The 12923-nt window shown below is 77.7% G+C and carries 12 protein-coding genes; 7 read left to right on the top strand and 5 right to left on the bottom strand.

What is annotated here, in order from left to right; translation table 11 throughout:
- Positions 1–91 precede the first annotated feature (91 nt).
- Both dusB and EPD83_RS10215 read right to left on the bottom strand, forming a co-directional pair.
- On the bottom strand, positions 92–1318 hold the full coding sequence (dusB, locus tag EPD83_RS10220; RefSeq protein WP_165566555.1) for a tRNA dihydrouridine synthase DusB: 1227 nt from the start codon (positions 1316–1318) through the stop codon (positions 92–94).
- A 56-nt stretch (positions 1319–1374) separates the two neighbouring features.
- The gene (locus EPD83_RS10215) at positions 1375–2097 is read right to left on the bottom strand and encodes an alpha/beta fold hydrolase (protein ID WP_165566554.1); all 723 of its coding nucleotides are present in this window, start codon (positions 2095–2097) and stop codon (positions 1375–1377) included.
- A gap of 43 nt (positions 2098–2140) precedes the next feature.
- Between EPD83_RS10215 and EPD83_RS10210 the strand changes: the two genes are divergently transcribed.
- Complete coding sequence (locus tag EPD83_RS10210) at positions 2141–2974, top strand: sulfurtransferase (protein ID WP_128368645.1); 834 nt, start codon at positions 2141–2143, stop codon at positions 2972–2974.
- 19 nt (positions 2975–2993) lie between these two features.
- On the opposite strand, the gene EPD83_RS10205 is transcribed toward EPD83_RS10210, so the two are convergent.
- Entirely contained in the window at positions 2994–4775 is a 1782-nt protein-coding gene (locus EPD83_RS10205) for a SigE family RNA polymerase sigma factor (protein ID WP_165566553.1), read from the bottom strand.
- Positions 4776–4938: 163 nt separating this feature from the next.
- Here EPD83_RS10205 and EPD83_RS20865 point away from each other — a divergent pair, with 163 nt between their 5' ends.
- Complete coding sequence (locus tag EPD83_RS20865) at positions 4939–7782, top strand: hypothetical protein (RefSeq protein ID WP_164896567.1); 2844 nt, start codon at positions 4939–4941, stop codon at positions 7780–7782.
- A 42-nt stretch (positions 7783–7824) separates the two neighbouring features.
- Here EPD83_RS20865 and EPD83_RS10195 read toward each other — a convergent pair whose 3' ends face one another.
- Positions 7825–8964, bottom strand: coding sequence for a His/Gly/Thr/Pro-type tRNA ligase C-terminal domain-containing protein (locus EPD83_RS10195; RefSeq protein ID WP_128367485.1), 1140 nt, complete (start codon positions 8962–8964; stop codon positions 7825–7827).
- On the opposite strand from EPD83_RS10195, the gene EPD83_RS20975 reads away from it, so the two are divergent.
- The 5 genes from EPD83_RS20975 to EPD83_RS10170 are packed head-to-tail and all read left to right on the top strand — an operon-like array spanning position 8854 to position 12493.
- Positions 8854–9288, top strand: coding sequence for a DUF6703 family protein (locus EPD83_RS20975; protein ID WP_322095782.1), 435 nt, complete (start codon positions 8854–8856; stop codon positions 9286–9288). The genes EPD83_RS10195 and EPD83_RS20975 overlap by 111 nt on opposite strands.
- Before the next feature lie 56 nt (positions 9289–9344).
- Positions 9345–10265 carry a metal ABC transporter substrate-binding protein gene (locus EPD83_RS10185; RefSeq protein ID WP_128367863.1) on the top strand — a complete coding sequence of 307 codons (921 nt, stop codon included), beginning with the start codon at positions 9345–9347 and terminating at the stop codon, positions 10263–10265.
- Positions 10262–11116 (top strand): metal ABC transporter ATP-binding protein, encoded by an 855-nt coding sequence (locus EPD83_RS10180; protein WP_128367862.1) that lies wholly within the window; start codon positions 10262–10264, stop codon positions 11114–11116. Before EPD83_RS10185 ends, EPD83_RS10180 begins: the two co-directional genes overlap by 4 nt.
- The gene (locus EPD83_RS10175) at positions 11109–12095 is read left to right on the top strand and encodes a metal ABC transporter permease (protein ID WP_128367861.1); all 987 of its coding nucleotides are present in this window, start codon (positions 11109–11111) and stop codon (positions 12093–12095) included. Before EPD83_RS10180 ends, EPD83_RS10175 begins: the two co-directional genes overlap by 8 nt.
- Positions 12092–12493: a Fur family transcriptional regulator gene (locus EPD83_RS10170; protein WP_165566552.1), complete on the top strand. Its 402-nt coding sequence runs from the start codon at positions 12092–12094 to the stop codon at positions 12491–12493. The genes EPD83_RS10175 and EPD83_RS10170 overlap by 4 nt, the downstream gene beginning before the upstream one ends.
- 10 nt (positions 12494–12503) lie before the next feature.
- Here the strand turns inward: EPD83_RS10170 and uppS are convergent.
- Positions 12504–12923: polyprenyl diphosphate synthase (gene uppS, locus EPD83_RS10165; protein ID WP_165566551.1), on the bottom strand; the 420-nt coding region annotated here is incomplete at its 5' end.

Below are 12923 nucleotides of genomic sequence, written 5' to 3'. Positions count from 1 at the left end.
GGGGGTTTTTCTCCGGGGGGGGGTGGGTGGGGTTCATTCCCCCCCCCCCCCCCCACCGCCGACGCGGGCACACGCCGCGGACGGGCCGACGTCAGCCGCCGGACACGGACAGCTCGGCGCGGGCGACCGAGGCGGCCTGCTCCTCGTCGAGCTCGCGGCCACGCAGCCAGTTCTCGGGCAGCGCGACGGTGCGCGGCGACCCGGCCCGGCCGCGCGGGCCCTCGGCGGGGTCGCCGGGCCACGGCGCGTCGAGGTCGAGCCCCTCGAGCAGGCGGTCGACGGCGTCCAGCGAGTCGACGAGCGCCAGCCGGTGGCGGACCGTCGAGCCGGCCGGGAAGCCCTTGAGGTACCAGGCGACGTGCTTGCGGATGTCGCGACAGCCGCGCTGCTCGTCGCCGTCGTAGAAGTCGACGAGGTACTCCGCGTGCCGTCGCAGCACCGACGCGACCTCGCGCAGCCCGGGCCGCACCCGCTCGGACGACCCCGCGAACGCCGCGGCGAGGTCGGTGAACAGCCACGGCCGGCCGAGGCAGCCACGCCCGACGACGACGCCGTCGCAGCCGGTGCGCCGGACCATCTCCAGCGCGTCCTCCGCGGACCAGATGTCGCCGTTGCCGAGGACCGGCACCGAGGTCACGGCCTCCTTGAGCCGGGCCACCGCCTCCCAGTCGGCCTGCCCCGAGTAGGCCTGGGCGGCGGTGCGCCCGTGCAGGGCGACGGCGGCGACGCCCTCGGCCTCGGCGATCCGCCCGGCGTCGAGGTAGGTGACGTGGTCGGCGTCGATGCCGATGCGCATCTTCACCGTCACCGGGACGTCGTGCGGGGCCGCGGCGCGCACGACGGCCCGGACGATGGCGCGGAAGAGGTCGGTCTTCCAGGGCAGCGCCGCTCCCCCGCCCTTGCGGGTGACCTTGGGGACCGGGCAGCCGAAGTTGAGGTCGATGTGGTCGGCGCGGTCCTCGGCGGCGAGGATCGTCGCGGCCAGGCCGGCCGTGACCGGGTCGACCGAGTACAGCTGCACCGACCGCGGCGACTCGCCGGGGTCGTGCGAGATGAGCCGCATCGTCTCCGCGTTCCGCTCGACGAGCGCCCGCGAGGTGACCATCTCGGCGACGTACAGGCTGCTCGCGCCGGACGCCCCACCCGCGGCCGCACCCGCCGAGCCGTACTCGCGGCACAGCCGCCGGAAGGCGCGGTTGGTGATGCCGGCCATCGGGGCGAGGACGACCGGGGACTCGACGACGTGCCGTCCCAGCCGCAGCGGCGGCAGCACCGGGCTGGGTCCGGTGACGGTCGTGGTCTCGGCGGTCGTGGTCATGGCGGCGTCCATTGTCGCGCAGCGGCCGCCGGATCGCGGAATCGCGGCGGGCCCGCTCAGCGCCGGACGTGGACGAGCAGCTCCCAGAGGGCGGCGGCGGTCTCGCGCGGGTGGGTGAGCGGGAAGACGTGCAGCCCACGCGGCACCGAGACGACCCGCACCCACGGCGCGGACCGGGCGGCCCGGACGTAGCGCGGCACGTCGACCCGCAGCTGGTCGAACTGGCCGTTGACGAGGAGGACCGGCGCGGTGACCTCGGCGAGCATCTCGGGCCGGCAGTGGGCCATGACGGCCGACCAGGCGGCGGGGATGCCGTCGAAGCCGTAGCCCGCCTCCTGCACCGCGGCGGCGAGGGCCGGCGGCAGCAGCGCGGCGAACTCCCGGTCCAGCCCCCGCGCCATCCGGTCGGCCCCGAGCCGGTGCTCGACCCGCGCCAGCACCCGGTAGAGCAGGGCCCCGGGACCGGTGGGGACCCCGGAGGCGCCGAGCAGCGCGAGCCCGGCGAGGCGCCGTGGGTGGCGCGCGGCCCAGGCGAGGACGACGTACCCCCCGAGGCTGTGCCCGGCGAGCACGACGGGCACGCCGTCGTCCGGTCCGACCGCCGCGTCGACGGTGGCGAGCGCACCCTCCCAGGAGAACGTCTCACCACGCCGCGCGCCGTGCGCGGGCAGGTCCGGCGCGACGACCTCGACGTCGGGCCCGAGCAGGGCGGCGTAGCGGGTCCAGACGGCCCGGTTGACCTGGGAGCCGTGGACGAGGACGACCCGGACGGGGAGCACGTCGACATCCTCGCCGATGACCTCCCGGTGGTTGACTGGCGGGATGGACGCGCTCGTCACCGCCGCCGACCTGCACGCCGCCCTGGAGCGCGACGAGGTGCGCGTCCTCGACGTCCAGTACGCGATGACCGGGACGCCCGGCCGCGAGCTGTACGCCCGGGCGCACCTGCCCGGCGCCCCCTTCCTCGACCTCGACACCGCCCTCGCCGGCCCGCCGGGGCCCGGCGGGCGGCACCCGCTGCCGGACCCTGCGGTGCTCCAGGAGGCGCTGCGCGGCTGCGGGGTCCGCGAGGACGACACGGTCGTCGTGTACGACCAGCGCACCTCGCTGTCCGCCGGGCGCGCGTGGTGGGTGCTGCGCTGGGCCGGCCATCCCGCGGTGCGGGTGCTCGACGGCGGCCTCGCCGCCTGGGAGCGCGCCGGCCTCCCGGTGACGGCGGAGGTCCCCGAGCCCGAGCCGGGCGACGTCGTCGTCCGCGGCGGGTCGGTGCCGGTGCTCGACACCGAGGCCGCGGCCCGGATGGCGCGCGGCGGCGTGCTGCTCGACGTCCGCGCCGCCGAGCGCTACCGCGGTGAGACCGAGCCCATCGACCCCGTGGCCGGGCACGTGCCGGGCGCGGTCAACCTGCCGATGACCGACCTGCTCGCGGACGACGGCACCTTCCTCCCGCCCGGCGAGATCCGGCGGCGGGCGGCGCAGGTCGGCGTCCACCGCGACACCCCGGTCGGCACGTCGTGCGGCTCGGGGGTCACAGCGGCCCAGATGGCGCTGGCCCTGCGCACGGCCGGCATCGACGCCGTCCCGTACGTCGGGTCGTGGAGCGCGTGGGTCGCCGACCCCGGGCGACCCGTCGCCACCGGCGCCGACCCCGGCTGAGGACGGCCCGCCGAGGGGCTCAGAGGGTCCAGACGCCGGTGAACGGGTCGTCGGAGAAGCCGGGCGCCGGGTACGCGGGTGTGTCCAGCGTCCCCACGAGGTAGAGGCGCGAGGCCGCGAGGTCCCAGGCGAGGACGCGCAGCACCGGACGCCCGGTCGGCCCGGCCGAGCGCGACTCGAAGACCACCGTGGCCTGCGGCCCCCAGGCGAGCGGCCGGTAGGCCCCGGGCATGACGCCGGGCGCCGTCGACGCCGCGAGCACCCGGGTGTCCCCGCCGCCGCGCCGCGCCGCGAGCAGCCCCTCGGTGCGGCCGCCGAGCACCTCCGGAGCCCCGAGCCGCACGAGGCGGCAGGCCCAGCCGTCGGGCGAGGACGCGGAGAACCCCGACACCTCCGTCTCCGGGCCGTCCAGCGAGCGGACGCCGACGATCTCGCCGCGCGGGGAGAACCCGCGGACCACCGGGGTCCCGGAGGCGAGGTCGATGTCCGCCCAGCCGGGCCCGACGGGCACGACGGTGGGCCGGACGACGCCGGTGCGCGAGTCGACCTGCCAGGAGCGGGACGACCCGGTCACGACGACGGTCCGGCCGTCGGCCGCCCACCCGGCGCGCTCCGGGCGTGCCCCGGGCATCGGGATGCGGCGGGTGCGGGTGGAGCGGACCTCGAGGACGACGAGGCCGTCGGGCTGGACGAAGACGAGGCGGTGGCGGTCCCGCTCGATGGTGTCCGGCCCGACGGGCACGCCGCGCCCGTTCGCGGGGACGTCGACGGGCCGCAGCGGGGCCATGGGGACGACGAGCGGACGCGGCGACCGGGCAGGGAGCAGCACGGCCGGCTTGTACTCGTCGTTGCCGGTGCGCAGGAGGAAGACCGCGGCCACCGGGGCGGAGGAGCCGGAGGACGGCAGCTGCTCCAGGGGCGTGTCGGCGCCGGGTCCGAGGCGCGCCCGCAGCCCGAGCTCGGCCGCGTCCGGGTAGGGCGGCAGCGACTCCTCGTCGTCGGGCTCGGGGCCGTAGAGGACCTCGGCCCCCTGGACCCGTACGCCGGCCAGCGGGGCCGCGGACCGCGACGGCGCCGGTGCGGGGCCGCGCCGCGTCCCGCGGTCGGCCGCGACGAGCCCCGCGGCGCCGCCGAGGACGAGCACCCCACCGGCGAGCGCGGCCCGGCGCCGCACCGTGCGCCGCCGGGCCACGGCCGCGTCCCACGCCGGACGGGCCAGGTCGGCCTCGGGCACCTCGTCGGCGACGAGCGTCAGCAGGTCCCGGGCGCGGTCGTCTTCCGGCGGGAGCGGCCCGGCCCGGTCGTCCGCTCGCGCCAGGGCCCGCCGCGCGGCGTCGACGTCGGCGGCCACGACAGCCGCCTCGACCCCGAGGTGGTCCGCGGTCTCGCCGTCCGTGCGGTCCTCGAGCCACCGCGACACGGCGACCGCGCGGGTCCGGGGCGGCAGGCCGGCCAGGGCGGCGCGCACGGCCGCCCGCCGGACCTCGGGCTCGTCCACGGCGTCGTCGTCCTCGTCCCCCTCGTCGCTGAGACGAACGGGCCCGACCGGGTCGTCGTGGTCGGTGGCGACGACGACCGCGCGCCGCAGCACGGCCGAGCGCAGCCGCCGCTCCGGCCCCTCGTCCCGCGCGGCGCCCCAGTCCGCCGCGATCCCCCGCAGCGCGTCCAGCGCGACCTCGCGGCCGAGCGTCCCGTCCCCGGTGACGAGGGTGGCCGCACGCAGCGCCGAGCCCTGGCAGGCGGCGGCGAAGTCGACGAAGTCGGCCTCGTCGTCGACCGGCCCGGCGCCCTCGCCCGTCATCGGCCACCTCCTGGCGGTCATCGTCGCACCCGGGCCGCCCCGGCGGGCGCGCCCGGCTGGGCCCCGCGCCGGAAGTCTGGTTGCATCGACGGATGCACGCGAGGGCCGAGGGCGCACGGGGACCGGGGCCTCGTCCGCCCGCCCCCGCGGGGGCGGGCCGGCCGTGACCCGGTGGGACCTGGTGTCGGCCGAGTTCGAGGACGCGTGCGCGCGCGCCGACCGCAGCCCCACCGCCCCGCAGCGCCTGCGGGCCCGGGAGGACGAGCTCGCTCTCGCGCTCGCCCACGGCGACGCCGCCGAGGAGTACGTCGCCCGCTGCGACCTGGCCGACGCGCTCGCCGAGTCGGGGGACGCGCCGCGCCTGCTGGAGCAGGTCGGCTGGCTGCGGGCCGCTCTCGAGGACGGCGACGCCCTGGACCGCGGTGAGCGGCTCGACGTGCTGGGCCGGGTGGCCGCGGCCCTGGACGAGGTCGAGGCCTGCCCCGAGGTCCCCCTCGAGGCGTGGGAGTCCCTCGTCGAGGACCTGGACCACCTCGTGCGGGCGCAGGACTGCGACCCCGGTGTCGTCCACGGGGCCCGGGCCCGGCTGGCCGCCGCCCGGGGCGACGACGTCGGCGTCGACGAGAGCCTGGCCCGCTGGCTGCTCGCCGACCCGCAGGCCCAGGTCGAGTGCCCGGCCTGCGCCGAGCGCGAGCGGGCCCTCGTGCTGGCCCGCCGCGACCCGCAGGCCGCGCTGGACCTGCTCGGCCCGGTGGTGTCGGGCGCGCTCGCCTGCGCCGACGAGCCCCGCTTCTCCCTCGCCGTCGACGCCGACCTGCGCTCGCGGCTCGGGGACCTCGACGGCGCCGTCGGCTCCTTCCGCGGCTGCTGGCTGGCCATCGCCGACGACCCCCTCGCCGCGCGGTCGGTCGCCCGCTGCCTGCGGGTGCTCGTGCGGATCGGCAACACCGACCGCGCCGTCGACCTCCTGCTCCCCCGGCTCGGCTGGCGGGGCGGGCTGCGCACCGCCGCGGACCGGATGTGGTTCGCCGGCACCGCCGCCTGGGTGCTGCGCCACGGGCGGCGCCTCGGCCTGGTGCCCGACGAGGTCGACGGCCGTCCCGCCGCGGACCTGGTGGACGAGCTCGCCGGCCTGGCCACGGGGCTGGCCGGCGCCTTCGACGCCCGGGGCGGGTCGCGGGCGGCCCGGGAGGACCTCGCGGACGCCCACGACGACACCCTCGTCGCCGCCGACCCCACCCTGCCCCCGGTGCGGCTGCCGGGGGTCGCCGCCGACCCCGGCCCGTCGGCCCCCCGGCCACGGACCGCGGCCGAGGTGCTCGCGCTGGCCGCCAGGGTCCGCCAGGCCCGCCGATCGCTGGAGCCCGGCGTCGAGACCGCGCTCCGGGGCTGGGAGGCCGCCCGGGCCGACGTGCGGCCGCTGCTCACCACGCCGGCGGAGCACACCGCCGCCGGGTCGCTGGACCGCGCCGGTGCGTACCTGCTCCGCGACCTCGGGGCGGAGCGGTCCCGGCTCGAGGAGGCCGCCGCGGCGACCGAGCGCGGGGACGACGCCGAGGAGGCCGCCCACGTCCGGGCCGACCTCGCCGTCCTCGCCGTGCGCACCGCCCTGACGACCCACCGGCGCGCGTCCTCGCAGGTGACGGCCGCACGGGAGGCCGCCACGGCCCTGGCCGAGGACGCCGAGGCCCGGGGCTGGCCCGAGACCGCCGCCGCCGTCCGCCGCTGGTACGCCGTGACCACCCGCCCGTCCGACGCGCCCGAGCACCTGCGGCACGCCGCCGACCTGTACGGCGCCGCCGGGCTCGCCGCGCGCCGGGCGCTCTGCCTGCTCGACGCGGCACCGCTCGTGCCCGCGCGCGGTGCGCGGGCCGTCGCCGCGCTCGTCGAGGAGGCCGAGTCCGTCGCCGGCGACCACCCCGTCGTGCGCGCCCAGGCCCTCGACGTCCGCGCGCGGATGGCCCGGGCGGCCGGCGACACCGAGGCGGCCGTCGCCCTCCACGAGTCCGCCGTCGCCGCCGCGGGCAGCGCCGACGGCACCCGCGTGCAGGCGCTGTTCTCCTACTGCGACCTCCTCGTCGAGCGGCAGGACTGGGCCCGGCTGGAGGCCCGGGCCGCCGACGCCCTGGCCACCGCGGCCCGCGTCCGCGACCCCGTCGCGCTCGCCGTCGCCCAGCGCCACCTCGGGCTCGCCTGGCTCGAGACCGGACGCCCGGTGGAGGCCGCCGAGCTGCTGGAGGCTGCGCTCCCGGTCGTCCGGCGTCACGTCCCCGCCCTCGCCGGGCCGGCCGGCTGGGCGCTCGGCAACGCCGTCCTCGGGCTCGGCGCCCACGCCACCGCGCGGCGCGCCTTCGCCGTCGCGGCGTCCGCGTTCACGGCGACGGGCCGACCCCGGGAGGCGAGCCACGCGCACCTGCGCGCCGGGCTGGCCGCGGCCGAGTACGGCGAGGCGACCGAGGCCGCCGAGCACCTCGACGCAGCCGTCCGGGCCGCCCGGGCCGGGGCCGCGGTCGACGTCCTCCTCGGGGCGCTGTGTGCCCGCGCCGGCGTGCGCGCGAGCACCGGGGACCTCGACGCCGGGCTCGCCGACCTCGACGCCGCCCTCGCCGAGACCGCCCGCTTCGCGGCCGGTCTTCCCGACGCGCCGGAGGAGGACCACGACGACGCCTTCGACCCCGAGGTGCACGAGCCGGACGTCCTGCGGCAGGGCGCGCACCTGCTCGCCGCCGCCGGCCGCACCGACGAGGCGGTCGAGCGGCTGCTGCGCGCCGAGTCCCTCGTCGGCGGCGGCCACGAGGTCGTCCTGCAGGCCGAGCGCGGCGCCGTCCTCGCCGACGCCGGACGGCTCGAGGAGGCCGAGCCCCTGCTGCGGGCGGTCCTCCCGCGGCTGCGCGCCGCCGGCCGCCTCCCGGAGCGGGTGGCGGCGGCCGAGGCGCTGACCCGGGCCCTGGACGCCGCCGACCGGCCGCACGAGGCGCTCGAGGTGTGGGAGGCCCACGGCGTCTGACCCGCCGGAGCCGCCCCGTCCGGGGGCACCCGCCGATCGCGGTCAGCAGCCGGCGAGCCGCTGCGCCAGGTAGCCCTCGACGGCGTCGAACCCGATCCGCACCTGGCGCATCGCGTCGCGCTCGCGGACGGTGACGGCACCGTCGTCGAGGGTGTCGAAGTCGACGGTGACGCAGAACGGCGTGCCGATCTCGTCCTGGCGCCGGTAGCGCCGGCCGATGGCGCCGGCGTCGTCGACCTCGATGTTCCAGTGCCGCCGCAGCGTGGCCGCGAGGTCGCGGGCCTTGGGCGAGAGGTCGGCGTTGCGCGACAGCGGCAGGACGGCGGCCTTGACCGGGGCCAGGCGCGGGTCGAGCCGCAGCACGGTCCGCCGGTCGACCCCGCCCTTGGTGTTCGGCGCCTCGTCCTGGCCGTGGGCGTCGACGAGGACGGCGACGAGGACGCGCGACAGGTCGGCCGCCGCCTCGATGACGGCGGGCGTGAAGGACCTCCCCGACGCCGGGTCCAGATAGGCCAGCTCGGCGTCGGCGCGGTCGCCGATGCCCTCGAGGACGTCCCACCCGCCGCCGGCGCCCTCGACGCGGTACTCGATGTCGACCCTCCGCCCCGGGGGGTCCGGGAGCCCGTCCCGCCGGGGCTCGACGTGCCGCAGGTTCTCGCGACGGAGGCCGAGGTCGGTGTACCAGCGGGTGCGCTCGTGGACCCAGTGCCGGTGCCAGTCCTCGACCTCGCCGGGCTCGACGAAGAACTCCACCGCCATCTGCTCGGGCTCGCGGGTGGGCAGGACCTCGTCCGGCGTGGTCCCGGCGCGGAAGGTCCGGCCCGTCTGCGCGATGCCGAAGGGCGGCGTCCGGCGGGCGACCCGCGCGACGGTGGGGAAGGCGGCGAAGGCGCCCTGCGCCAGCTCGGGTCGCAGGTGGGGCGGCTCGGAGCCGTCCTCGACCGCGTCGAGCGGGGTGGCGCGGGGCAGGACCACCGAGGTGTCCAGGCCGACGACGTCCTCGCGCGCGGTGACCACGGCCCTCCACCACTGCCGCCTGATGTTCTCCTTGAGCTCGACGCCGAGGGGGCCGTGGTCCCAGCCCGAGCCCGCTCCCCCGTGGACGCCGCCGGAGGGGAGGACGAAGCCGCGGCGCGTGGCCAGGTCGACGACGGTGTCGAGCCGGGACGGGCGGGGAGCCATCCCGGCACGGTATCCGGCGGGCGCGCTCCGTACGCTGGGCCGGTGTCGAGCCTCCGTGAGTCCTTCGAGCGCGCCAGCCTGCCCGCGATGACGTGGCTGTCCGGGCTGCCGCGCCTCGTGCCCTTCCTCGTCGTCCTCGCGCTCGTCGTCGGCGGCGTCCTGCTCCCGCCGCCCGGCTGGCTGCTGCTCGTCGTCGTCGTCCTGCTGCTCGGCTGGATCCTCGCGCTCGCCTGGCCGCGTCTCGGGGCCGTCGAGCGGCTCATGCGCGGAGCCGTCATCGCCCTCGTCGCCGCCGTCACGGTCACCCGGATCTTCCCCCACTGACCGCTCGCCACCCCTCCGTTTGACAACGGTTCTCATTATTGATGAGAATCGTTGTCATGACGACCCGCGCCCGTACCGTCCTGGCCCTCGCCGCCGCCCTCGCCCTCACCGGCTGCGGCGGGTCGGCCGCCGACCCGGGCGGGGACGCCTCGCTGCGGGTCAGCGCCGCGTTCTACCCGCTGGAGTGGGCGGCCCGCCAGGTGGGCGGCCCGGACGTCGCCGTCACCTCGCTGACCAAGCCCGGCGCCGAGCCGCACGACCTCGAGCTCACCCCCAAGGACGTCGTCGCGATGACCCGCTCCGACCTCGTCGTCTACCTCCGGGGGTTCCAGCCCGCCGTCGACGACGCCGTCGCGAACGAGACCCCGGACGCCGGTGTCGACGTCACGCCCGAGGCCGACCTCGACCTCGAGGCGGCGGACGAGGAGGGACACGAGGAGCACAAGCACGAGGAGGGCGAGGACCCGCACTTCTGGCTCGACCCGGTGCGGCTGGAGCAGGTCGTCACGGCCCTCGGCGAGCGGTTCGCGGACGTCGATCCCGCCCACGCCGAGGGCTACCGCTCGCGGGCCGCCGCGACCGTCCGGACCCTCGGCACCCTCGACACGGAGTACCGGACCGGCCTGGCGGACTGCGCGAGCACCGACCTCGTCACGAGCCACGCCGCGTTCGGCTACCTCGCCGAGCGGTACGGCCTGCACCAGCAGGGCATCGCCGGGATCTCCCCGGACGTCGAGCCGGACGCCGCCACCCTGCGCGACCTCGCCGCCTACGTGCGCGAGCACGACGTGCGGACGATCTACACCGAGACCCTCGTCTCCCCCGCCCTGGCCGACACCCTGGCCCGCGAGACCGGGGCGCGCACGGCCGTCCTGGACCCGCTCGAGGGGATCACGGACGCCTCGCAGGGCAGCGACTACCTTGAGGTGATGCGGAGCAACCTCGCGACCCTGAAGGCCGGCCAGGGGTGCCGGTGACCGGGTCCGCGGCGCCTGCTCCCGCCGCCCCCTCCGACGCCCCGCTCGTCGAGCTGCACGGCGCGTCCTTCGGCTACGAGGACCGTCCCGTCGTCTCCGGTGTCGACCTCACGGTCCGGCACGGCGAGGTCGTCGCGCTCCTCGGCCCCAACGGCTCGGGGAAGACGACGCTCGTGCGCGGGCTGCTCGGGCTCACCGAGCACCTCGGCGGCGAGGTCCGCCTCCTCGGGACGCCGCGCGAGCAGTTCCGTGAGCACACCCGGATCGGCTACGTGCCGCAGCGGCACTCGCTGTCGGCGTCGGTGCGCGCCACCGTCACCGAGATCGTCGCGGTCGGGCGTCTGCCGCACCGGCCGTGGTGGCGCCCCGCGGGAGCGGCCGACCGGGACGTCGTCGCCGGCGCCATCGAGGCCGTGGGGCTCGGCGACCGCGCCGAGGAGGAGGTCGCCGCCCTCTCCGGCGGTCAGCAGCGCCGGGTCCTCATCGCCCGTGCCCTGGCCGGCCGGCCCGACCTGCTCGTCATGGACGAGCCCACCGCCGGCGTCGACCGGGCGAGCCAGCACGCCCTGGCCGGGGTGCTCGCGACGCTCGCGGCGGGCGGCACCTCGATGCTCGTCGTCACCCACGAGCTCGACGCCCTGGAGGACGTCGTCACCCGCATCGTCTGCCTGGACTCCGGGCACGTCGACTTCGACGGTGCTCCGGACGCCTACCGGGCCCACGTCGTCGCCGGCGCCCACGACCCCGGGTCCGGCCACCACCACGACCACGAGGACCACACCGGGCCCGCCGTCCCGCGCGGGCTCGGCGACGGCCCGCTCGACCCGGGCCGGGTGGTGCCCCGTGGCTGACCTGCTCGCGCTCGACTTCATGCGTCAGGCGCTCGTCGCCGCGCTGCTGGCCGGGCTGGCCGCACCGCTGGTCGGCACCTTCCTCGTCCAGCGCCGGATGTCCCTCATCGGCGACGGCATGGGCCACGTCGCGCTCGCCGGCGTCGCCGTCGGCATCCTCACGGGCACCCAGCCGGTGCTCACCGCCCTCGTCGCCGCGGTGGCCGCCGGCGTCGCCATCGAGCTCATCCGCGCGTCGGGTCGCACGAGCGGCGACGTCGCCCTCGCCGTGATGTTCTACGGCGGCATCGCCCTCGGCGTCGTCCTCATCGCCCGCTCGAGCGCCGGCAGCCCGGCCAACCTCACCGCCTACCTCTTCGGCGCCATCCTCACGACGAGCAGCGGCGACCTCGTCGTCCTCGCCACCCTCGCCGTCGTCGTCCTCGTCACCACCCTCGTCCTGCGCCCCCGGTTCTTCGCCGTCGCCAACGACGAGGAGTACGCCCGGTCCGCCGGCATGCCGGTGATGGCCTACAACCTCGTGCTCGCCGTCCTCACCGCCGTCACCGTCGTGGTGTCCATGCGGGTCGTCGGGCTGCTGCTCATCAGCGCGCTGATGATCGTCCCCAACGCGACGGCGCAGCTCGTGGCCCGCAGCTTCGCCGCCAGCGTGCGCTGGGCGGTGCTCGTCGGGGTGCTGTCCAGCGTCGGCGGCGTCCTGATCTCCTACGAGGCCGAGACCCCGTCCGGCGGGACGATCGTCCTCGTCACCATCGCCGTCTTCCTGCTCGTGAGCGCCGCGGCGGCGGTCCGGCGCCGGGTGCGACGGGCCGCCCACGCCCACGCCGAGCGGCACGACCACGAGCACGGCCGGGACTGCGGCCACCCCGCGCTCGAGCACGGCGACCATCTCGACTACCTGCACGACGGGCACCGGCACGCGGCGCACGAGGGCCACTACGACGAGCACGGCGAGCGCGCGGAGGTGGAGCGGCGATGACCGACCAGGGCACGAGGCGGCCGACCCGGCAGCGGGCGGCGCTCGCGGACGAGCTGGCCGGCGCGGCGGAGTTCCGCTCCGCCCAGGACATCCACGCCTCGCTCACCGCGTCCGGCACCCGGGTGGGCCTGGCCACGGTCTACCGCAACCTCCAGGCCATGGCCACCGACGGCGAGGTCGACGTCATCCGCACCGGCGACGGCGAGTCGGTCTACCGCGCCTGCGCCACCGCCCAGCACCACCACCACGTCGTGTGCCGCGTGTGCGGGCACACCGTCGAGGTCACCGGCGACGCCGTGGAGCGGTGGGCCGACGCCGTCGCCGCCGAGCACGGCTTCAGCGAGGTCCGGCACACCCTGGAGATCGACGGCCTCTGCGCCGACTGCGCGGCCCGCTGAGGGCGCGACGTCAGCGGGCGGGGCCGGCGGCGTCGACGGCCCCGCCGTAGCGCCGCTCGCGGTCGGCGTAGGTCCCGATGGCGGCCCAGAGGTCGCGGCGGTCGTAGTCGGGCCACAGCCGGTCCTGGAACACCATCTCGGCGTAGGCGCTCTGCCAGAGGAGGAAGTTGCTCGTGCGCTGCTCGCCGGAGGAGCGGACGAAGAGGTCGACGTCGGGCATGTCGGGCTCGGGCAGGTAGCGGGCCACGGTGCGCTCGTCGACCGCCGACGCGCGGAGGCGGCCGCGGGCGACGTCCTCGGAGATGCGGCGCACGGCGTCGCCGATCTCGGCCCGACCGCCGTAGTTGACGCAGAAGTACAGGGTGAGCCCGGTGTTGTCGCGGGTCAGCTCCTGGGCGGTCTCGAGCTCGCGGATCACCGACCCCCAGAG

Origin of the sequence: Phycicoccus flavus (assembly GCF_004025965.2) — a bacterium.
GTDB classification, from domain to species: domain Bacteria; phylum Actinomycetota; class Actinomycetes; order Actinomycetales; family Dermatophilaceae; genus Phycicoccus; species Phycicoccus flavus.
The sequence above is the reverse complement of the archived record's forward strand: the minus strand, read 5'-3'. Positions and strand labels throughout refer to the sequence as shown.